Genomic DNA, 20,784 nt, shown 5'->3' with positions numbered 1-20,784 from the left:
ACCACGTACGGGAGCCCCCTCACTCATGTGCCCCGGCGGCCAGGGCGGCAGGACGTCAGCCGCCGAACTCGTGGAGGCCCTTCAGCGCCTGGTCCAGCAGCGCCTGGCGGCCCGCCAGCTCCTTCTCCAGCTTGTCGGCCTTCGCGCCGTTGCCGGCGGCACGGGCCTGCTCGATCTGGGCGCGCAGCTTGTCGACGGCCGCCTGGAGCTGGCCGGTGAGCCCCTCGGCACGCGCACGCGCCTCCGGGTTCGTGCGGCGCCACTCGGACTCCTCCGCGTCCTGGAGCGCCCGGTCCACCGCGTGCATCCGGCCCTCGACCTTCGGGCGCGCGTCCCGCGGCACATGGCCGATGGCCTCCCAGCGCTCGTTGATCGAGCGGAAGGCGGCGCGAGCGGCCTTGAGGTCCTTGATCGGGAGCAGCTTCTCGGCCTCCCCGGCCAGCTCCTCCTTGAGCTTCAGGTTCTCCGTCTGCTCGGCGTCGCGCTCCGCGAAGACCGAGCCGCGCGCCGCGAAGAACACGTCCTGGGCGCCGCGGAAGCGGTTCCACAGGTCGTCCTCGTGCTCGCGCTGGGCACGGCCGGCGGCCTTCCACTCGGCCATCAGCTCCCGGTAGCGGGCGGCCGTCGGACCCCAGTCCGTCGAACCCGACAGAGCCTCGGCCTCGGCGACCAGCCGCTCCTTCTCCTTGCGGGCGTCCTCGCGCTGCGCGTCGAGCTGCGCGAAGTGCCCCTTGCGGCGCTTGGAGAACGCCGACCGGGCGTGCGAGAAGCGATGCCACAGCTCGTCGTCCGACTTGCGGTCGAGCCGGGGCAGCCCCTTCCAGGTGTCCACCAGGGACCGCAGCCGCTCACCGGCGGCGCGCCACTGGTCGGACTGCGCCAGCTCCTCCGCCTCGACGACCAGCGCCTCCTTGGCGTGCCGCGCCTCGTCGGACTGCTTGGCCCGCTGCGCCTTGCGCTCCTCGCGGCGCGCCTCGACGTTCTCCACCAGCTTGTCCAGGCGGGTCCGCAGCGCTTGAAGATCGCCGACCGCGTGATGGGCCTCGACCTGCTCGCGCAGATGACCGATCGCCACCTGGGCGTCCTTCGACGAGAGGTCGGTGGTCTTCACCCGCTTCTCGAGGAGGCCGATCTCGACCACCAGGCCCTCGTACTTGCGCTCGAAGTAGGCCAGCGCCTCCTCGGGGGAGCCGGCCTGCCAGGAACCGACGACCTGCTCGCCGTCGGCCGTCCGCACGTACACAGTCCCCGTCTCGTCGACGCGGCCCCACGGGTCGCTGCTCACAGCGCCTCCTCCACATGATGCCTGCGAGGGGCCTCAGCGCCCCCGGGCATCGTCCACAGTTTCGTCACGGCCAACATAGGCGAATGGCGGGCGGGCTGTCCGCATCCAGCGCGGGCGAAATTCACCTGCTCGCCGTCCTCGCCGTCAGGACTTCGTCACCGTCGCCTTGTCGATCACCACGTTCGCCTTCGGAGCGGTGTTGCCCGTGGTCGGGTCCTGGGGCTCGGCGCCCACCGCCGCGATCTTCTTGAGCACCTTCATGCCGTCGTCCGAGATGGTGCCGAACGGCGTGTAGTCGGGCGGCAGCCGGCTGTCCTGGTAGACGAGGAAGAACTGGCTGCCGCCGCTGTTGCGGCCCGTGTTCGTCTGGGCGTTGAACGTGTTCGCCATGGCGACGGTGCCCGCCGGGTACACGTTCCCCTTCAGGCTCTTGTCCTTCAGGTTCTCGTCCGGGATCGTGTAGCCCGGCCCGCCCATGCCCGTGCCCTTCGGGTCGCCGCACTGGAGCACGTAGATGCCCTCGGTGGTGAGCCGGTGGCACTTGGTGTGGTCGAAGTAACCCTTGCCCGCCAGGAAGGCGAACGAGTTCACGGTGTGCGGGGCCGCGGCCGTCTTCATCGCGATGTCGATGTCACCGCAGGTGGTCGCCAGCTTCATGGAGTACTTCGCCGACTTGTCGATGGTCATCGCCGGCTCCTTCTTCCACTGGAGCGACTTCGCCTTGCCCGAGGCGGGCGTCCCGCACACCGCCGCCTTCGTGTCCTTGGTGTCCTTGGCGTTGCCGTCGCCGGCGAACACCCCCGTCGTGTACACCAGCAGGCCGCCCACCACGGCCACGCCGAGGACCGAGCCGATCACGGAATTGCGCACGCGCGCCTTGCTCCGCGCCTGTGTACGCCGCTGCTGCTGCCGCAAGAACTTCTCTCGGGCGAGCTGCCGCCGCCGCTGCTCCTGGCTGACCACGGGGTCTTCTCCTCATGAGTCTGGTACGCGGACCGGTGCGCGTGCGGGTGCCGTACTGATCGCAGGCGCGTGACCCGTACCGTATATGGGTTCGCTGAGGAATCCGCATCGCCGGTAGGCTCAGCCCCACAGACCGTCACCCCCGAACGACACAACGAAGGACGATCGTGCTGATTGCCGGGTTCCCCGCCGGGGCCTGGGGGACCAACTGCTACCTGGTCGCCCCCGCCGCGGGTGAGGAGTGCGTCATCATCGACCCCGGCCACCAGGCCGCCCAGGGTGTCGAGGACGCGGTCAGAAAGCATCGGCTCAAGCCCGTCGCGGTCGTCCTCACCCACGGCCACATCGATCACGTGGCCTCGGTCGTCCCGGTGTGCGGCGCGCACGACGTGCCGGCGTGGATCCACCCCCAGGACCGCTACATGATGAGCGACCCCGAGAAGGCCCTCGGGCGTTCCATCGGGATGCCGCTGATGGGCGAGCTGACCGTGGGCGAGCCGGGCGACGTCAGGGAGCTGACCGACGGCGCGAGGCTGGAGCTGGCCGGCCTGGAGCTGACCGTCGCCCACGCGCCCGGCCATACCAAGGGGTCGGTGACCTTCGGCATGCCCGAGGCGGCGGACATCCCGCCGGTCTTCTTCTCGGGCGACCTGCTGTTCGCCGGCTCCATCGGACGCACCGACCTGCCCGGCGGTGACATGGCCGAGATGCTCGACTCGCTGGCCCGCGTGTGCCTGCCGCTCGAGGACTCGACCGTGGTCCTGTCCGGCCACGGTCCCCAGACGACCATCGGCCAGGAGCGCGCCACCAACCCGTATCTGCGGCAGGTGGCCGCCGGCCAGGGAGCCCAGAGCGCTCCCCGACGAGGAATGTGACGAGAGACCTCCCGTGAGCACCTTCAAGGCCCCCAAGGGCACGTACGACCTGCTGCCGCCCGATTCCGCGACGTTCCTCGCGGTCCGCGAGGCCATCGCCGCCCCGCTGCGCGACTCCGGCTACGGCTACATCGAGACCCCGGGCTTCGAGAGCGTCGAACTGTTCGCGCGCGGTGTCGGCGAGTCCACCGACATCGTCACCAAGGAGATGTACGCCTTCGAGACGAAGGGCGGCGACCGGCTCGCCCTGCGCCCGGAGGGCACGGCCTCCGTGCTGCGCGCCGCGCTGGAGGGCAACCTGCACAAGGCGGGCAACCTGCCCGTCAAGCTGTGGTACTCGGGCTCCTACTACCGCTACGAGCGCCCCCAGAAGGGCCGCTACCGGCACTTCTCCCAGGTCGGCGCCGAGGCGATCGGCGCGGAGGACCCGGCGCTCGACGCCGAGCTGATCATCCTGGCCGACCAGGCCTACCGCTCGCTCGGCCTGCGCCGGTTCCGCATCCTGCTCAACAGCCTGGGCGACAAGGAGTGCCGCCCCGTGTACCGGGCGGCGCTCCAGGAGTTCCTGCGCGGGCTCGACCTGGACGAGGACACCCGGGCGCGCATCGAGATCAACCCGCTGCGCGTCCTGGACGACAAGCGCGAGTCGGTCCAGAAGCAGCTCACCGGCGTCCCGCTGCTGCGGGACCACCTGTGCGACGCCTGCACGGCGTACCACGAGGAGGTCCGCGACCTCGTCTCCGCGGCGGGCGTCGCCTTCGAGGACGACCCGAAGCTGGTGCGCGGCCTGGACTACTACACGCGCACGACCTTCGAGTTCGTCCACGACGGGCTGGGCTCCCAGTCCGCGGTGGGCGGCGGTGGCCGCTACGACGGGCTGTCGGAGATGATCGGCGGCCCCGCGCTGCCGTCCGTGGGCTGGGCGCTGGGCGTCGACCGTACGGTGCTGGCGCTCCAGGCCGAGGGCATCGGGCTCGAACTCCCGCCGTCCACCAGCGTCTTCGCGGTCCCGCTGGGCGAGGAGGCCCGCCGGGTCCTGTTCGCCAAGGTCACCGAGCTGCGCAGGGTGGGCGTCGCGGCGGACTTCGCGTACGGCGGCAAGGGCCTGAAGGCGGCGATGAAGGCCGCCAACCGGTCCGGCGCCCGCTTCGCGATCGTCGCGGGCGAGCGCGACCTCGCCGACGGCCTCGTCCAGCTCAAGGACATGGAGTCCGGGGAGCAGACGGCGATCGGGGTGAACGAGATCGTGGCGGAGCTGGAGTCCCGGCTCGGCTGACACGACCACGCGCGGGGCCCCGGGTGGATCACCCGGGGCCCCGCGTCGTGGACGACCCGCTCGGGGGCGCGCGGAGACGGGTGGTGGCGGGCGACATGCCGCACCGTCTCGCGGACCGTCAACTCGGCGGGCGCTGATTCGTCCTGCCGGACGATGCCGACTTTCGAGCGCCACGCGCGTGTGCCGTGCGCCCGGTCCACGCCCAGCACGGCCACCGCGCCCCCGCCCCGTCCGCGGTCGCCCTGAAGGACCTCCACCGTGGTGCTCCTGCCGGCGCCGTCGGGCCCGAGCAGGCCGAACACCTCGCCGCGCCGGTGACGTCCCGTCCCGCCTGCGCGGCCCCCGCACGTCGACCGCGAGTCCGTTCGCCTCTGTGCTCATGGCCACGGGCCTGGGCCAGGACCGAACGCTCCGGGACGACCGTGCGTACCTGCTTATGTCCATCGAACGGTGGACACGCACACGGGTGCGGCACAATGACCACTGACCCCACGTCCCCTCTCACAAGTATCGGAAACGACGTGATGAGCAAGACGACAGTGAAGGACGTCTCCACCGAGTCGACCGAGCCGGACCGCTCCGGCGCGTCCGGGACGGTGGGAGGCAGCCGGGCGTTCGCCATGCTGCTGGTGATCACCGGTGCGGCCGGTCTGCTGGCCGCGTGGGTCATCACGCTCGACAAGTTCAAGATCCTCGAGGGCAAGGTGAGCGGCAAGGCGTTCACCCCGGGCTGCAGCATCAACCCGATCGTGTCCTGCGGCAGCGTGATGGAGAGCAAGCAGGCCGCCGCCTTCGGGTTCCCCAACCCGATGCTCGGCCTGGTCTGCTACGGCATCGTCATCTGCGTCGGCATGAGCCTGCTGGCCCGCGCGCGCTTCCCGCGCTGGTACTGGCTGACGTTCAACTTCGGCACGCTGTTCGGGGTCGGATTCGTCACCTGGCTCCAGTTCGAGTCCCTGTACCGGATCAACGCCCTGTGCCTGTGGTGCTCGCTGGCCTGGGTCGCCACCATCACCATGTTCTGGTACCTGACCTCGTTCAACGTGCGCCACGGCTTCCTTCCCGCCCCCCGGCCGCTGAAGAGGTTCCTCGGCGAGTTCACCTGGGTCCTCCCGGTCACCCATGTCGGCATCATCGCGGTGCTGATCCTGACCCGCTGGGGCGCCAACCTCTGGGCCTGAGCCTTCCCCCCGCGCCAGGTCCGGCGGCGCTGTCGGTGCGGTGACATAGGGTTTCAGCGTGGAGCCCGATCTGTTCACCGCCGCCGCCGAGGACCGCCAGGAGAAGGACCCGACCGGCAGTCCCCTGGCGGTCCGTATGCGCCCGCGCACCCTTGACGAGGTCGTGGGCCAGCAGCATCTGCTCAAACCGGGTTCCCCGCTGCGCAGACTGGTGGGCGAGGGTCAGGGCGGCCCGGCGGGCCCCTCGTCCGTGATCCTCTGGGGCCCGCCCGGCACCGGCAAGACGACGCTGGCGTACGTCGTCTCCAAAGCCACCAACAAGCGGTTCGTGGAGCTGTCGGCGATCACCGCCGGGGTCAAGGAGGTCCGCGCGGTCATCGACGGCGCGCGCCGCGCCACCGGGGGCTTCGGCAAGGAGACCGTCCTCTTCCTGGACGAGATCCACCGCTTCAGCAAGGCCCAGCAGGACTCCCTGCTCCCGGCGGTCGAGAACCGCTGGGTGACCCTGATCGCCGCGACCACCGAGAACCCGTACTTCTCGGTGATCTCGCCCCTGCTCTCCCGCTCCCTGCTGCTCACCCTCGAACCGCTCACCGACGACGACGTGCGCGGCCTGCTGCGCCGGGCCCTGTCCGACGCGCGCGGCCTGGGCGGCGCCGTCACCCTCCCCGAGGACGCCGAGGACCATCTGCTGCGGATCGCCGGCGGGGACGCCCGCCGCGCCCTGACCGCCCTGGAGGCCGCGGCCGGAGCCGCCCTCGACCAGGGGGAGGCGGAGATCCGTCTCACCACCCTGGAGGAGACCGTCGACCGCGCCGCGGTGACGTACGACCGCGACGGCGACCAGCACTACGACGTGGCCAGCGCCCTGATCAAGTCCATCCGCGGCTCCGACGTCGACGCCGCCCTGCACTACCTGGCCCGGATGATCGAGGCGGGGGAGGACCCCCGGTTCATCGCCCGCCGGCTGATGATCTCCGCCAGCGAGGACATCGGGCTCGCCGACCCGAACGCACTGCAGATCGCCGTCTCCGCCGCCCAGGCCGTCGCGCTGATCGGCTTCCCCGAGGCGGCCCTGACCCTCAGCCACGCCACCATCGCCCTCGCCCTGGCCCCCAAGTCGAACGCGGCGACCACGGCGATCGGAGCGGCCATGGAGGACGTCCGCAAGGGACTCGCCGGCCCCGTGCCCGCGCACCTGCGCGACGGGCACTACAAGGGCGCGGCCAAGCTCGGCCACGCCCAGGGCTACGTGTATCCGCACGACCTGCCCGAGGGCATCGCCCCCCAGCAGTACGCCCCCGACGCCCTGAAGGACCGCGAGTACTACACGCCGACCCGGCACGGCGCGGAGGCGCGGTACGCGGACGCGGTGGAATGGACCCGCACGCACCTTGGTCGCAGGCGGTAGCGGCCACCCTGTAGACTCCCTCGAAGCGCTGCGTCCCGTGTCCGACTCCGGTCGGCACCACCAGAACGGGACATCCAGCCGGAACCCCGCCGCCGCTCGCGGCACGGGGTTCCAGGAGCGTCGCGCACCGTCGAACGGTGTCGCGGGCAGCCCACCACCTCCCCGGCGGCGCCGGGACCCAGGCCGGTGGGCCACTCGCGTGCTGCACGTATGTGCCCAGACCAGGGAGCGGCTGCCCGGCAGGTCCTCAACCGACCCGCGGGGTTTCCCCGGCTGCGGATGCGACCTCCCCTAACCCTGGTGAAGCCGTATTCACATCAGAGACACGAGGTGTTTGGTTCATGGCGAACCAGTCCCGCCCCAAGGTCAAGAAGTCGCGTGCCCTCGGCATCGCGCTGACCCCGAAGGCCGTCAAGTACTTCGAGGCCCGCCCCTACCCGCCGGGCGAGCACGGCCGCGGCCGCAAGCAGAACTCGGACTACAAGGTCCGTCTGCTGGAGAAGCAGCGTCTGCGCGCGCAGTACGACGTGTCCGAGCGCCAGCTCGTCCGCGCCTACGACCGTGCCTCCAAGGTCCAGGGCAAGACCGGTGAGGCCCTGATCATCGAGCTGGAGCGTCGTCTCGACGCCCTGGTCCTGCGTTCGGGCATCGCCCGCACGATCTACCAGGCCCGCCAGATGGTCGTCCACGGCCACATCGAGGTCAACGGCCAGAAGGTCGACAAGCCGTCCTTCCGCGTCCGTCCCGACGACGTCGTGATGGTCCGCGAGCGCAGCCGCGAGAAGCCGCTGTTCCAGGTCTCCCGTGAGGGCGGCTTCGCCCCCGAGGGCGAGACCCCGCGCTACCTCCAGGTGAACCTCAAGGCCCTGGCGTTCCGCCTGGACCGCGAGCCGAACCGCAAGGAGATCCCGGTGATCTGCGACGAGCAGCTCGTCGTCGAGTACTACGCCCGCTGATCACTTTCCCAGCGGACACGGGACCTCCCGCGCGTCAGCCCGCCGCCTCCCCGCCCCTTCGGGCGGGCGAGCGGCGGGCTGACGCGTTTCCCGGCCCTGGAGGGCTTATTCGGTTACGGACCGGCGCCCTTGGCGCGATAGGCTCGGGAGACGACTTTTCGATGTTCAGACACGTTCCAGGGAGCGGGTGCGCGCTGTGTCCGGTGGAGAGATGGCCGGGATTCTGGTGGCCGTCTTCTGGGCGATCCTGGTCTCCTTCCTCGCCGTCGCCCTGGTGAGGCTGGCCCAGACGCTCAAGGCGACGACCAAGCTGGTCGCGGACGTGACCGACCAGGCGGTCCCGCTGCTCGCGGAGGCCTCCACCGCGGTGCGGTCCGCGCAGACCCAGATCGAGCGGGTCGACGCGATCGCCTCCGACGTCCAGGAGGTGACGTCGAACGCCTCGGCGCTGTCGACCACCGTCGCCTCCACCTTCGGCGGCCCCCTGGTCAAGGTCGCGGCGTTCGGCTACGGAGTGCGCCGGGCGATCACGGGCCGCCGCGACAGCACACCCGCACAGCCGCCCCGGCGGACCGTCATCGTGAGCCGCACCGTCCCGTCCCCGCGACGCAGGACGCGGAACACCCGGCAAGAGAGAGACTGACCGAGAGATGTTCCGCCGTACGTTCTGGTTCACCACGGGCATGGCCGCCGGTGTGTGGGCCACCACCAAGGTCAACCGCAGACTGAGGCAGCTGACCCCCGAGAACCTCGCCGTGCAGGCGGCGAACAAGGCGCTCGACGCGGGTCACCGGCTCAAGGACCGGGCACTGGACTTCGCGTCCGACGTCCGCACCGGCATGGCCGAGCGGGAGGCGCAGCTCGACGACGCGCTCGGACTGAACGCGCCCGTCGACCCCCGCGAGATCCCCGCACCCCGGCATCGTGCCGTCATCGAGAAACCCGACAGCCCCCTGTACATCGAGAGTTCGACGTACACGTACAACCGGAATGAGGACCACTGATGGAGTCGGCTGAAATCCGTCGCCGCTGGCTGAGCTTCTTCGAGGAGCGTGGCCACAAGGTCGTGCCCTCGGCGTCGCTCATCGCGGACGACCCGACTCTGCTGCTCGTCCCGGCGGGCATGGTGCCCTTCAAGCCCTACTTCCTGGGTGAGGCCAAGCCGCCCGCCCCGCGCGCCACCTCGGTGCAGAAGTGCGTGCGCACGCCGGACATCGAAGAGGTCGGCAAGACCACGCGGCACGGCACCTTCTTCCAGATGTGCGGCAACTTCTCCTTCGGCGACTACTTCAAGGAAGGCGCCATCAAGCTCGCCTGGGAGCTGCTCACCGCGCCCCAGGACAAGGGCGGTTACGGCCTGGACCCGGAGAAGCTCTGGATCACCGTCTACCAGGACGACGACGAGGCCGAGCAGATCTGGAAGGACGTCGTCGGCGTCCCCGCCGAGCGGATCCAGCGCCTGGGCAAGAAGGACAACTTCTGGTCCATGGGCGTGCCCGGACCGTGCGGTCCCTGCTCGGAGATCAACTATGACCGCGGTCCGGAGTTCGGGGTCGAGGGCGGCCCGGCCGTCAACGACGAGCGGTACGTGGAGATCTGGAACCTCGTCTTCATGCAGTACGAGCGCGGCGAGGGCATCGGCAAGGAGGACTTCGAGATCCTCGGTGACCTGCCGAGCAAGAACATCGACACGGGCCTCGGCCTGGAACGCCTCGCCATGATCCTGCAGGGCGTGCGGAACATGTACGAGACGGACACCCTGCGCGTCGTCATCGACAAGGCCACCGGTCTCACCGGCGTCCGCTACGGCGACAAGCACGAGTCGGACGTCGCGCTGCGCGTCGTCGCCGACCACATGCGCACCTCGACCATGCTGATCGGTGACGGGGTCACCCCGGGCAACGAGGGCCGCGGATACGTCCTGCGCCGCATCATGCGCCGCGCCATCCGCAACATGCGCATCCTCGGCGCCACCGGTCCGGTCGTCGCCGAGCTGCTCGACACCGTCATCGAGACGATGGGCCGGCAGTACCCGGAGCTGGTCACCGACCGCCGGCGCATCGAGACGGTCGCCCTCGCCGAGGAGGCCGCGTTCCTGAAGGCCCTCAAGGGCGGCACGAACATCCTGGACACGGCCGTGGAGGAGACCAAGGCCGCCGGCGCGACCGTCCTGCCCGGCGACAAGGCGTTCCTCCTGCACGACACCTGGGGCTTCCCGATCGACCTCACGCTGGAGATGGCCGCCGAACAGGGCCTGAGCGTGGACGAGGACGGCTTCCGCCGGCTGATGAAGGAGCAGCGCGAGCGCGCCAAGGCCGACGCCCAGGCCAAGAAGACGGGCCACGCCGACCTCGGCGCCTACCGTGAGATCGCCGACGCCGCCGGCGAGACCGACTTCATCGGCTACGCGGACACCGAGGGCGAGTCGACGGTCGTCGGCATCCTGGTGGACGGCGCCTCCTCCCCGGCCGCCACCGAGGGCGACGAGGTCGAGATCGTCCTGGACCGCACCCCGTTCTACGCCGAGGGTGGCGGCCAGATCGGCGACACGGGCCGGATCAGGACCGACTCCGGAGCCGTCGTCGAGATCCGCGACTGCCAGAAGCCGGTGCCGGGCGTCTACGTCCACAAGGGCGTCGTCCAGGTGGGTGAGGTGACCGTCGGCGCGACGGCCCATGTCGCCATCGACGTGCGCCGGCGCAAGGCCATCGCCCGCGCCCACTCGGCCACCCACCTGACCCACCAGGCGCTGCGTGACGCCCTGGGCCCGACGGCCGCCCAGGCGGGCTCGGAGAACCAGCCGGGCCGGTTCCGCTTCGACTTCGGTTCCCCCTCCGCCGTTCCCACCGCCGTGATGACCGACGTCGAGCAGAAGATCAACGAGGTCCTCGCGCGGGATCTGGACGTGCAGGCCGAGGTCATGGGGATCGACGAGGCCAAGAAGCAGGGCGCCATCGCCGAGTTCGGCGAGAAGTACGGCGAGCAGGTCCGCGTGGTCACCATCGGCGACTTCTCGAAGGAGCTGTGCGGCGGCACGCACGTGCACAACACCGCCCAGCTGGGCCTGGTGAAGCTGCTCGGCGAGTCCTCCATCGGCTCCGGTGTCCGCCGCATCGAGGCCCTGGTGGGCGTGGACGCCTACAACTTCCTGGCCCGCGAGCACACCGTGGTCGCCCAGCTCCAGGAGCTGATCAAGGGCCGTCCGGAGGAACTGCCGGAGAAGGTCTCCTCGATGCTCGGCAAGCTGAAGGACGCCGAGAAGGAGATCGAGAAGTTCCGCGCGGAGAAGGTGCTCCAGGCCGCCGCCGGTCTCGCCGGCTCCGCCAAGGACGTCCAGGGCGTGGCCGTGGTCACCGGTCGGGTCCCGGACGGCACCACCCCGGACGACCTGCGCAGGCTGGTGCTGGACGTCCGGGGCCGGATCCAGGGTGGCCGGGCCGCCGTGGTGGCCCTGTTCACGGTCAACAACGGCAAGCCGCTGACGGTCATCGCGACCAACGACGCCGCCCGTGAGCGCGGTCTCAAGGCCGGCGAACTGGTGCGCACGGCGGCCAAGACCCTCGGTGGCGGTGGCGGCGGCAAGCCGGACGTCGCCCAGGGCGGCGGCCAGAACCCGGCCGCCGTCGACGAGGCCGCCGAGGCCGTCGAACGCCAGATCGCCGACACCGCCAAGTAGGCGGCCCAGAGCAGGAGAAGGCCACGCATGAGAAGAGGACGCCGACTCGCGATCGACGTCGGTGACGCCCGGATCGGGGTCGCCTCCTGCGACCCCGACGGGATCCTCGCCACTCCGGTGGAGACGGTCCCGGGACGGGACGTCCCGGCGGCTCAGCGCCGGCTGAAGCAGCTCGTCGAGGAGTACGAGCCGATCGAGGTCGTCGTCGGGCTCCCTCGCTCCCTCAAGGGGGGCGAGGGGCCCGCCGCGGTCAAGGTCCGGGGCTTCACCCAGGAACTCGCACGGGCCATCGCGCCCGTCCCGGTCAGGCTGGTGGACGAACGGATGACCACGGTGACGGCGGGCCAGGGGCTGCGGGCCTCGGGGGTGAAGGCCAAGAAGGGCCGCTCGGTGATCGACCAGGCCGCGGCCGTCGTGATCCTCCAGCAGGCTCTGGAATCCGAACGGGTGTCAGGGAAATCTCCTGGCGAGGGCGTCGAAGTGGTCATCTGATCGCGATACGGTAACGTTCCGCGCGGTGCGATGGTGTGTCGAACAGCCACCGCACTGCAAGAGAGGCTGAGCGCGAGCCGGGCCACCGACGCCGGCACGAGCCACCTCGCGGCGCTAGGGGATCGATGACTGAGTATGGCCGGGGCCAAGGCTCCGAACCGTGGCATCCGGAGGACCCGTTGTACGGGGACGTCGGATACGCCGGGCAGCGGCCCGGCGGGGCCCAGTCCCCCTACGGCGGCGCGCAGCCCCCGCACTACCCCCAGCAGCCGCAGCAGCACCACGGCGACTGGGGCGGGCCGCACGCCCAGCAGGGTGCTTACGGCCAGGGGCAGCAGGGCTACCAGCAGTACCCGCAGCAGGGGCAGCCCTACCCGCAGCAGGGGCAGCCCCAGCAGGGACAGCCGTATCCCCAGCAGGGGCAGCCTCAGCAGGGACAGCCGCAGTACGGCGGGCAGCAGTATCCGCAGGGCGGTCAGCCCTACCCGGGACAGCAGTCGTACCCGGGCCAGGAGCAGTACCCGGGGCAGCACCCGCAGCCGGGGTACGAGGACGCCGCCTGGGGTGGCGGGCAGGCCGGGCAGCAGGGCCGCGTGCCCTATCCCGCCGACCCGTACGCAGCGCAGGGCGGCGCCTACGGCGCCGAACAGTCCGCTCCCCACCCGGGCCCCCCCGAGGAGCACCCGCCGTCCCCGCCGCCGAACGGGCGGCGCGCCGAGGCCGAGCCGGAACCCGACTGGGATCCGGGCCCCGACCGGGGGGAGCACGCCTTCTTCGCGGGCGGCGGCGGTGATGACGGCGACGACGACGGTGACGACGAGCCGCAGGACGGCCGCGGTGACCGGCGCGGACGTGGCGGCAAGGGCAAGAAGCGCCGCGGCGGCTGCGCCGGCCTGGCGATCGCCCTGGTGGTGGTCGGCGGTCTCGGCGGGGCCGGATATCTCGGCTACCGCTACTACGAAAATCGTTTCGGCACGGCGCCCGACTACGCGGGCACGGGAAGCGCCGAGCAGATCACGGTCACCATCCCGGGCGGCTCCACCGGTGCCGGCATCGGACGGGTGCTGAAGCAGGCCGGAGTGGTCAAGAGCGTCGACGCGTTCGTGGCCGCGCAGGAGCAGAACCCGGACGGCAAGACCATCCAGGCGGGCACCTACACCCTGCACAAGCAGATGTCCGCGGCCTCAGCCGTCGAACTGATGCTCAGCCCGAAGAGCAAGAACAACCTGATCATCGCCGAGGGATGGCGCAACGCCAAGGTCTACGAGGCGATCGACGGCCGTCTGCAGCTGAAGCCGGGCACCACCAAGGACATCGCGCACCAGGAGTGGAAGTCCTTCGGCCTTCCCGACTGGGCCGACACCGACAAGAACGTCAAGGACCCGCTGGAAGGGTTCCTCTACCCGTCCAGCTATCCCGTCGCCAAGGGCATGAAGCCCGAGGCCGTGCTCAAGCAGATGGTCGCCACGGCCAAGCAGAAGTACGGCGAGTACGGCATCGAGACCAAGGCCCAGAGCCTGAACCTCAAGAACCCGCTCCAGGTCCTGACGGTGGCGAGCCTGGTCCAGGCCGAGGGCAAGTACAAGCACGACTTCGAGAAGGTCTCCACGGTCGTCTACAACCGGCTCAAGCCGAACAACACCGAGACCAACGGGCGGCTGGACTTCGACTCGACCGTCAACTACATGCGCGGCGAGTCCAAGCTGGCCACCGGCTCCGTCGACGAACTGCGCCGGCTCGACGACCCGTACAACACCTACCGCATCCAGGGCCTGCCGCCCGGCCCGATCGACAACCCCGGCGAGGTCGCGATCAAGGCGGCGCTCGCCCCCGCCAAGGGGAACTGGTACTACTTCGTCTCGATCAACGAGAACGAGACGCTCTTCGCGGAGACCAACGCGGAACAGAACCGCAACCGGGAGAAGTACCTCGAAGAGCAGAAGAAGGGTCAATGACGGGCACCGCCGACCGGAGCCGGGCCGCCGTCCTCGGCTCCCCGATCAGCCATTCCCTCTCCCCGGTGCTGCACCGCGCCGCGTACGACGCGCTGGGGCTGACCCACTGGTCGTACGACCGCTTCGAGGTGGACGAGCAGGCGCTGCCCGGCTTCATGGACCGGCTCGGACCCGAATGGGCCGGGCTGTCGCTGACCATGCCGCTCAAGCGGGCCGTCATCCCGCTGCTCGACGCGGTCAGCGACACCGCGGCCTCGGTGGAGGCGGTGAACACCGTCGTGTTCACCGAGGACGGGCGGCGCCTGGGGGACAACACCGACGTCCCCGGAATGGTCGCCGCCCTGCGCGAACGGGGCATCGAGCAGACCGACTCGGCGGCCATCCTCGGTGCCGGCGCCACCGCCTCCTCCGCGCTCGCCGCCCTCGCCCGGATCTGCACCGGACAGGTCGTCGCCTACGTCCGCAGCCGGGCCCGGGCCGCCGAGATGCGGCGGTGGGGCGAGCGGCTCGGGGTGGACGTCCGCATCGCGGACTGGGCGGACGCCGACCAGGCGCTGCGCGCCCCGCTCGTCGTGGCCACCACACCGGCGGGCACGACGGACGCCCTGGCCGCCGCCGTCCCCGAGCGTCCCGCGACCCTCTTCGACGTGCTGTACGAGCCCTGGCCCACCGCGCTGGCGGCACGCTGGTCGATGTACGGCGGGGCCGTCGTCAGCGGCCTGGACCTGCTCGTGCACCAGGCCGTGCTCCAGGTCGAGCAGATGACGGGGCGGAGCCCCGCCCCGGTCACCGCCATGCGCGCGGCGGGCGAGCACGCCCTGACGGCCCGCCCGCACTGAGCCGCGGCGCCCGCCGGCGGAGGGCCCTGCGCACGACCGCTCGCGTCTCAGCACTCGTCCGTCTGCTGGACCGGGGACCGGTCCCGCCCGCCGGACGTGGGAGGATCGGAGGTGGCGGGCCGGAGCCGCGCACCTGGTCACGCCGTCGCCGTGCGCGAGTCCACACGTACGCAGGGCAGTACCAGAGCGCGAAGCACTGAGGAGCACCGTTGAGCAGGTTGCGCTGGCTGACCGCGGGGGAGTCCCACGGTCCCGCACTTGTCGCGACGCTGGAGGGCCTTCCCGCCGGCGTGCCCATCACCACGGAGATGGTGGCGGACCACCTGGCGCGCCGGCGGCTGGGCTATGGGCGCGGTGCCCGGATGAAGTTCGAGCGGGACGAGGTCACCTTCCTCGGCGGCGTCCGCCACGGCCTGACCCTCGGCTCTCCGGTGGCGGTCATGGTCGGCAACACCGAGTGGCCGAAGTGGGAGCAGGTCATGGCGGCCGACCCGGTGGACGAGGAGACCCTCGCCGGGCTCGCCCGCAACGCGCCGCTCACCCGGCCGCGGCCGGGCCACGCCGATCTGGCGGGCATGCAGAAGTACGGCTTCGACGAGGCCCGGCCGATCCTGGAGCGCGCCTCCGCCCGCGAGACGGCGGCCCGGGTGGCGCTGGGCGCGGTGGCACGGTCGTACCTGAAGGAGACCGCGGGCATCGAGATCGTCTCGCACGTGGTGGAGCTGGCGTCGGCGAAGGCGCCCTACGGCGTCTACCCGACCCCCGCCGACGTGGAGCGACTGGACGAGGACCCGGTGCGCTGCCTGGACGCGGACGCCTCCAAGGCGATGGTCGCGGAGATCGACCAGGCCCACAAGGACGGCGACACTCTCGGCGGCGTGGTCGAGGTCCTGGCCTACGGCGTCCCGGTGGGCCTCGGCTCGCACGTGCACTGGGACCGGCGCCTGGACGCCCGGCTGGCGGCCGCGCTGATGGGCATCCAGGCGATCAAGGGCGTCGAGGTCGGCGACGGCTTCGAGCTGGCGCGGGTGCCGGGCTCCCGGGCGCACGACGAGATCGTGACCACCGACGAGGGCATCCGCCGCGCCTCGGGCCGCTCCGGCGGCACCGAGGGCGGTCTGAGCACCGGCGAGCTGCTGCGGGTGCGGGCGGCCATGAAGCCCATCGCCACGGTGCCGCGGGCGCTGCAGACGGTGGACGTGTCCACCGGCGAGGCGGCCCAGGCGCACCACCAGCGCTCCGACGTGTGCGCGGTCCCGGCCGCCGGCATCGTGGCCGAGGCGATGGTGGCCCTGGTCGTCGCGGACGCGGTGGCCGAGAAGTTCGGCGGCGACAGCGTGCCCGAGACCCGCCGCAACGTGCGGTCCTACCTCGACAACCTGGCGATCCGATGAGCGCGCCGCTGGTGGTCCTGGTGGGCCCGATGGGCGTGGGCAAGTCCACCGTGGGGCGCCTGCTGGCGGACCGGCTCGGGGTGGAGTACCGGGACACCGACGAGGACATCGTGGCGGCGCAGGGCCGCGCCGTCTCCGACATCTTCGTGCAGGACGGCGAGCAGGCCTTCCGCGCCCTGGAGAAGGAGGCGGTGCGCCGTGCGCTCGCCGAGCACGAGGGCGTCGTCGCCCTCGGCGGCGGCGCGGTCCTGGACGCGGACACCCGCGCCCTGCTCGCCGAGCAGCGCGTCGTGTACCTGTCGATGGACGTGGAGGAAGCGGTCAGGCGGACCGGCCTGGGCGTCGCCCGGCCCCTGCTCGCCGTCAACCCGCGCCGTCAGTGGCGCGAGCTGATGGAAGCCCGCCGCCATCTGTACGAGGAGGTCGCGACGGCCGTCGTGGCCACGGACGGCCGGGACCCCGAAGAGGTCGGCCGCGCCGCACTGGACGCACTGGAGTTGAAGCAGGCATGAGCGAGGCAGTGACGCGCGTCCAGGTGGACGGCACGGAGGGGACCGATCCCTACGAGGTGCTGATCGGCCGTCAGCTCCTGGGCGAACTGGCCGGGCTCATCGGGCCCCGGGCCCAGAGGGTCGCGGTCATCCACCCCGAGGCTCTCGCCGAGACCGGGGACGCGCTGCGCGCCGACCTGGCCGAGCAGGGCTACGAGGCCGTCGCCATCCAGGTGCCGAACGCCGAGGAGGCCAAGACCGCCGAGGTCGCGGCCTACTGCTGGAAGGCGCTCGGCCAGTCGGGCTTCACCCGCACCGACGTCGTCGTCGGCGTCGGCGGCGGCGCGAGCACCGACCTCGCCGGCTTCGTGGCCGCGACCTGGCTGCGCGGGGTGCGCTGGATCGCGGTCCCGACCACCGTGCTGGCCATGGTGGACGCCGCGGTCGGCGGCAAGACCGGAATCAACACCGCCGAGGGCAAGAACCTGGTGGGAGCGTTCCACCCGCCGGTGGGTGTGCTCTGCGACCTGGCCGCGCTGGACTCCCTCCCGGTCAACGACTACGTCTCCGGGCTCGCCGAGGTCATCAAGGCCGGGTTCATCGCCGACCCGGTGATCCTGGAACTGATCGAGAAGGACCCGCAGGGGGCCCGTACCCCGGCCGGCCCGCACACCGCCGAACTGATCGAACGCGCCATCAGGGTCAAGGCGGAGGTGGTCTCCTCGGACCTGAAGGAGTCGGGCCTGCGGGAGATCCTCAACTACGGGCACACGCTCGGCCACGCGATCGAGAAGAACGAGCGGTACAAGTGGCGGCACGGCGCCGCCGTCGCCGTCGGCATGCACTTCGCCGCCGAACTCGGCCGCCTCGCGGGCCGGCTGGACGACGCCACCGCGGACCGCCACCGCGCGATCCTGGAAGCCGTCGGCCTTCCGCTGCACTACCGCTACGACCAGTGGCCCAAGCTGGTGGAGGCCATGAAGGTCGACAAGAAGTCCCGCGGCGACCGGCTCCGCTTCATCGTCCTGGACGGACTGGCCAAGCCCACCGTCCTGGAGGCCCCCGACCCGGCCGTACTGCTCGCGGCGTACGGCGAAGTGGGCCAGTAGCCGCCCGTCCGCGGGCACGTGGACCCGTCCCCGGCCGTTGCCACAACAGCGGCCGGGGACGGTACGGTTCGGGTGGGGGGCGCGCGTTCGGTCGCCGCGCGGAGTGCCCCTGGCCCAGACAGACGAGACGGAGTGGCACCGGATGCAGCACGCAGTGGGAGCCCCGCTGCCGCCGCCCCACCAGCCGGGGCACGGACCCGCGACCCCATGGTCGGCCGCACACCACCCGGTACCCCCCGGAGTGCCGAACCCCCGGATACCCCCGCCGCACCCGCCCGTGCCGGTGGCGTCGGAGAGCACAGGTCATGTGCCGCTGCCACCCGGGGCCCCGGTCGGCATGCCCAGCGCACCCGGCGCGCCCGACCTCTCCTCCGCCACCCTCGCGGTGCTGCTCATCGGCCCGGCCGGCGCGGGCAAGACCAGCGTGGCCAAGTACTGGGCCGACCACCGGCGGGTCCCCACGGCCCACATCAGCCTGGACGACGTACGCGAATGGGTGCGCTCCGGCTTCGCCGACCCGCAGGCGGGGTGGAACGACCACTCGGAGGCGCAGTACCGCCTCGCCCGCCGCACCTGCGGCTTCTCCGCCCGCAACTTCCTGGCCAACGGCATCTCCTGCATCCTCGACGACGCCGTCTTCCCGGACCGGCCGGTGGTGGGCCTCGGCGGCTGGAAGCGGCACGTGGGGCCCGGGCTGCTGCCGGTGGTGCTGCTGCCGGGGCTGGAGGTCGTCCTGGAACGCAACGCCCAGCGCACCGGGAACCGGCGTCTCACCGACGAGGAGGTGGCCCGTATCCACGGCCGCATGGCCGGCTGGTACGGGTCCGGTCTGCCGATCATCGACAACTCCGGGCTGGACATACCGTCCACGGCCCAGGCCCTGGACAAGGCCCTGACCCAAGCCCTGACAACCCCCCCGACCTGGTAGACCCCGACCCCCACCCCCGCGGCCACGTCGTGCCCGATCGCGCAGTTCCCCGCGCCCCTGAAGGCACGCACCCGTCGACGCACGTCCGCCGACTGCCAGGGGCGCGGGGAACTGCGCAAAACCCTCCACGCACCCGCACCCGAAATCCCCGCCCCGCCCGCGCAGCGCCCCCGTCGACGCCCGTCCGGCCCTCCCACCCGGCGGCATCCGCCAGACCCTCGTACGCTCGGCTCATGTCAGAGGTGTACGCGGCGCGCCGCGAGCGACTGCGAGATCGCTGCAACGCGAGCGGCAGCGCATCCGCGCTGATCTCCCACCCCGCCAACGTCCGCTATCTCGCGGGAGCCGCCCCCCGGGGCGCCGTACTGCTGCTGGGCCTCGGCCAGGACGTCCTGGTCTGCGCGGGCCCCCCGGACGACGAACTCGCCGACGGCCGCCCGGACGAGGCGCTGCGGCTGCACGCCCTGCCGGTCCCCGCGGGGGACACCGCCGTCGCCGCCGCGGATCTGGCCGCCGGGCAGGGCGCGGACTCCATGGCCGTGGAGGAGCACCACCTCACCATGGCCCGCCACCGCGCCCTGGGCTCCGTCGCCCCCCGCCTGCGGCTCACCGACCTCGGCAGCGCGGTCGAGCAGCTGCGGGTCGTCAAGGACGAGGAGGAGATCGGGCTGCTGAGGATCGGCGCGGAGATCGTCGACCAGGCCCTGAGCGAGCTGCTCGAATCGATTCTCGTGGGCCGCACGGAGCGCCACCTCGCCCTCGAACTGGAGCGCCGCCTCGTCGACCACGGCGCCGACGGCCCCGCCTTCGTCACCTCGGTCGCCACCGGCCCCAACTCCGGCCGCCGCGGTCACCGCCCCACCGACCGCAGGGTGGAGGAGGGCGACTTCCTCTCCGTCTGCCTCGGCGCGACCTACCGCGGCTACCGCTGCGAGATCGGCCGGACCTTCGTCATCGGCACCTCCCCGGCCGACTGGCAGATCGAGCTGTACGATCTTGTCTTCGCCGCTCAGCGCGCCGGACGCCAGGCCCTGGCGCCGGGTGTCGCGTACCGCGACGTGGACCGGGCCGCCCGCCATGTGCTGGACTCGGCCGGGTACGGCGGAGGCCTCGCGCCCCTGACCGGGCACGGGGTGGGGCTCGAAATCGACGAGGACCCGCAGTTGGCTCCCGCCGCCATGGGTAAACTGGACGCTTGCGTGCCAGTCACCGTCGAACCGGGGGTCCACCTCCCGGGCCGGGGCGGTGTCCGGATCGATGACACGCTCGTCGTGCGCCCCGAGGCGGACGGCGGACCCGAGCTACTCACCATCACGACCAAGGAGCTGCTCGCGCTGTAGGGCGCGCGCCCCGGGGTCGTACGTCAGTCCAGGAGATTCCGCAACCGTGGCTTCCACGAACGACCTCAAGAACGGCCTGGTGCTCAAGCTCGACGGCGGCCAGCTGTGGTCCGTCGTCGAGTTCCAGCACGTCAAGCCCGGCAAGGGCCCGGCCTTCGTGCGCACCAAGCTCAAGAACGTGCTCTCCGGCAAGGTCGTCGACAAGACGTTCAACGCCGGTGTCAAGGTCGAAACGGCCACCGTCGACAAGCGGGACATGCAGTTCTCGTACAAGGACGGCGAGTACTTCGTCTTCATGGACATGGAGACGTACGACCAGCTGCACATCGACCCGAAGGCCGTCGGCGACGCCGCGAACTTCCTGATCGAGGGCTTCACCGCCGTCGTCGCCCAGCACGAGGGCGAGGTGCTCTTCGTGGAGCTGCCGGCCGCCGTCGAGCTGGTCATCGCCGAGACCGAGCCGGGCGTCCAGGGCGACCGCTCCACCGGTGGCACCAAGCCCGCCACGCTGGAGACCGGCCACCAGATCCAGGTGCCGCTCTTCATCACCACCGGCGAGAAGATCAAGGTCGACACCCGCACCAGCGACTACCTCGGCCGGGTGAACAGCTAA

Annotated in this window: 19 protein-coding genes and 1 pseudogene; 17 read left to right on the top strand and 3 right to left on the bottom strand. The window is 71.4% G+C overall.

Annotation, left to right across the window (positions count from 1 at the left end; all coding sequences use genetic code 11):
• Positions 1-55: 55 nt before the first annotated feature.
• Both AB0C59_RS03925 and AB0C59_RS03920 read right to left on the bottom strand, forming a co-directional pair.
• Positions 56-1,285 (bottom strand): DUF349 domain-containing protein, encoded by a 1,230-nt coding sequence (locus AB0C59_RS03925; RefSeq protein ID WP_363000733.1) that lies wholly within the window; start codon positions 1,283-1,285, stop codon positions 56-58.
• Between the two features lie 144 nt (positions 1,286-1,429).
• The gene (locus AB0C59_RS03920; protein WP_363000731.1) at positions 1,430-2,248 is read right to left on the bottom strand and encodes a peptidylprolyl isomerase; all 819 of its coding nucleotides are present in this window, start codon (positions 2,246-2,248) and stop codon (positions 1,430-1,432) included.
• 167 nt (positions 2,249-2,415) lie between these two features.
• On the opposite strand from AB0C59_RS03920, the gene AB0C59_RS03915 reads away from it, so the two are divergent.
• Complete coding sequence (locus AB0C59_RS03915; RefSeq protein WP_363000729.1) at positions 2,416-3,123, top strand: MBL fold metallo-hydrolase; 708 nt, start codon at positions 2,416-2,418, stop codon at positions 3,121-3,123.
• 13 nt (positions 3,124-3,136) lie between these two features.
• Positions 3,137-4,399, top strand: coding sequence for a histidine--tRNA ligase (gene hisS, locus AB0C59_RS03910; RefSeq protein ID WP_363000727.1), 1,263 nt, complete (start codon positions 3,137-3,139; stop codon positions 4,397-4,399).
• Between the two features lie 50 nt (positions 4,400-4,449).
• Here the strand turns inward: hisS and AB0C59_RS03905 are convergent.
• Positions 4,450-4,780: pseudogene (locus tag AB0C59_RS03905) on the bottom strand (ATP-binding cassette domain-containing protein); the annotation flags it as partial.
• A 143-nt stretch (positions 4,781-4,923) separates the two neighbouring features.
• On the opposite strand from AB0C59_RS03905, the gene AB0C59_RS03900 reads away from it, so the two are divergent.
• The 15 genes from AB0C59_RS03900 to efp all read left to right on the top strand — a co-directional run bounded on the left by AB0C59_RS03900 (position 4,924) and on the right by efp (position 20,784).
• Entirely contained in the window at positions 4,924-5,580 is a 657-nt protein-coding gene (locus AB0C59_RS03900; RefSeq protein ID WP_363000725.1) for a vitamin K epoxide reductase family protein, read from the top strand.
• 58 nt (positions 5,581-5,638) lie between these two features.
• Positions 5,639-6,991 (top strand): replication-associated recombination protein A, encoded by a 1,353-nt coding sequence (locus tag AB0C59_RS03895; protein ID WP_363000723.1) that lies wholly within the window; start codon positions 5,639-5,641, stop codon positions 6,989-6,991.
• Between the two features lie 341 nt (positions 6,992-7,332).
• Positions 7,333-7,947, top strand: coding sequence for a 30S ribosomal protein S4 (gene rpsD / locus AB0C59_RS03890; protein WP_363000721.1), 615 nt, complete (start codon positions 7,333-7,335; stop codon positions 7,945-7,947).
• A 187-nt stretch (positions 7,948-8,134) separates the two neighbouring features.
• Positions 8,135-8,590 carry a DUF948 domain-containing protein gene (locus AB0C59_RS03885; protein WP_363000719.1) on the top strand — a complete coding sequence of 152 codons (456 nt, stop codon included), beginning with the start codon at positions 8,135-8,137 and terminating at the stop codon, positions 8,588-8,590.
• A 7-nt stretch (positions 8,591-8,597) separates the two neighbouring features.
• Entirely contained in the window at positions 8,598-8,951 is a 354-nt protein-coding gene (locus tag AB0C59_RS03880; protein WP_363000717.1) for a hypothetical protein, read from the top strand.
• Positions 8,951-11,623, top strand: coding sequence for an alanine--tRNA ligase (gene alaS / locus AB0C59_RS03875; protein ID WP_363000715.1), 2,673 nt, complete (start codon positions 8,951-8,953; stop codon positions 11,621-11,623). The genes AB0C59_RS03880 and alaS overlap by 1 nt, the downstream gene beginning before the upstream one ends.
• Positions 11,624-11,650: 27 nt before the next feature.
• Positions 11,651-12,115, top strand: a complete 465-nt coding sequence (gene ruvX / locus AB0C59_RS03870; protein ID WP_363000713.1) for a Holliday junction resolvase RuvX — start codon at positions 11,651-11,653, stop codon at positions 12,113-12,115.
• A gap of 125 nt (positions 12,116-12,240) precedes the next feature.
• The gene (gene mltG / locus AB0C59_RS03865) at positions 12,241-14,070 is read left to right on the top strand and encodes an endolytic transglycosylase MltG (protein WP_363000712.1); all 1,830 of its coding nucleotides are present in this window, start codon (positions 12,241-12,243) and stop codon (positions 14,068-14,070) included.
• Positions 14,067-14,909 (top strand): shikimate dehydrogenase, encoded by an 843-nt coding sequence (locus AB0C59_RS03860; RefSeq protein WP_363000710.1) that lies wholly within the window; start codon positions 14,067-14,069, stop codon positions 14,907-14,909. The genes mltG and AB0C59_RS03860 overlap by 4 nt, the downstream gene beginning before the upstream one ends.
• A gap of 209 nt (positions 14,910-15,118) precedes the next feature.
• Positions 15,119-16,303: a chorismate synthase gene (gene aroC / locus AB0C59_RS03855; RefSeq protein WP_363000708.1), complete on the top strand. Its 1,185-nt coding sequence runs from the start codon at positions 15,119-15,121 to the stop codon at positions 16,301-16,303.
• A complete protein-coding gene (locus tag AB0C59_RS03850) occupies positions 16,300-16,815 on the top strand; it encodes a shikimate kinase (protein ID WP_363000706.1) in 516 nt (171 codons plus the stop codon). Before aroC ends, AB0C59_RS03850 begins: the two co-directional genes overlap by 4 nt.
• Complete coding sequence (gene aroB, locus AB0C59_RS03845) at positions 16,812-17,903, top strand: 3-dehydroquinate synthase (RefSeq protein ID WP_363000704.1); 1,092 nt, start codon at positions 16,812-16,814, stop codon at positions 17,901-17,903. Before AB0C59_RS03850 ends, aroB begins: the two co-directional genes overlap by 4 nt.
• A gap of 142 nt (positions 17,904-18,045) precedes the next feature.
• Positions 18,046-18,831 carry an AAA family ATPase gene (locus AB0C59_RS03840; protein WP_363000702.1) on the top strand — a complete coding sequence of 262 codons (786 nt, stop codon included), beginning with the start codon at positions 18,046-18,048 and terminating at the stop codon, positions 18,829-18,831.
• Positions 18,832-19,064: 233 nt separating this feature from the next.
• A complete protein-coding gene (locus tag AB0C59_RS03835) occupies positions 19,065-20,171 on the top strand; it encodes an aminopeptidase P family protein (protein ID WP_363000700.1) in 1,107 nt (368 codons plus the stop codon).
• A gap of 46 nt (positions 20,172-20,217) precedes the next feature.
• Entirely contained in the window at positions 20,218-20,784 is a 567-nt protein-coding gene (gene efp / locus AB0C59_RS03830) for an elongation factor P (RefSeq protein ID WP_363000698.1), read from the top strand.

Origin of the sequence: Streptomyces sp. NPDC048664 (assembly GCF_040650555.1) — a bacterium.
Lineage (GTDB): Bacteria > Actinomycetota > Actinomycetes > Streptomycetales > Streptomycetaceae > Streptomyces.
Note: the sequence above shows the minus strand (reverse complement) of the source record. Positions and strands in the feature narration are given on the sequence as shown.

Excerpts from the sequence above, each read along its gene's own strand:
- AB0C59_RS03900 (WP_363000725.1), top strand. The coding sequence starts at position 4,924 with ATGAGCAAGACGACAGTGAAGGACGTCTCCACCGAGTCGACCGAGCCG.
- rpsD (WP_363000721.1), top strand. The coding sequence starts at position 7,333 with ATGGCGAACCAGTCCCGCCCCAAGGTCAAGAAGTCGCGTGCCCTCGGC.
- AB0C59_RS03880 (WP_363000717.1), top strand. The coding sequence starts at position 8,598 with ATGTTCCGCCGTACGTTCTGGTTCACCACGGGCATGGCCGCCGGTGTG.
- alaS (WP_363000715.1), top strand. The coding sequence starts at position 8,951 with ATGGAGTCGGCTGAAATCCGTCGCCGCTGGCTGAGCTTCTTCGAGGAG.
- ruvX (WP_363000713.1), top strand. The coding sequence starts at position 11,651 with ATGAGAAGAGGACGCCGACTCGCGATCGACGTCGGTGACGCCCGGATC.
- mltG (WP_363000712.1), top strand. The coding sequence starts at position 12,241 with ATGACTGAGTATGGCCGGGGCCAAGGCTCCGAACCGTGGCATCCGGAG.
- AB0C59_RS03860 (WP_363000710.1), top strand. The coding sequence starts at position 14,067 with ATGACGGGCACCGCCGACCGGAGCCGGGCCGCCGTCCTCGGCTCCCCG.
- AB0C59_RS03850 (WP_363000706.1), top strand. The coding sequence starts at position 16,300 with ATGAGCGCGCCGCTGGTGGTCCTGGTGGGCCCGATGGGCGTGGGCAAG.
- aroB (WP_363000704.1), top strand. The coding sequence starts at position 16,812 with ATGAGCGAGGCAGTGACGCGCGTCCAGGTGGACGGCACGGAGGGGACC.
- AB0C59_RS03840 (WP_363000702.1), top strand. The coding sequence starts at position 18,046 with ATGCAGCACGCAGTGGGAGCCCCGCTGCCGCCGCCCCACCAGCCGGGG.
- AB0C59_RS03835 (WP_363000700.1), top strand. The coding sequence starts at position 19,065 with ATGTCAGAGGTGTACGCGGCGCGCCGCGAGCGACTGCGAGATCGCTGC.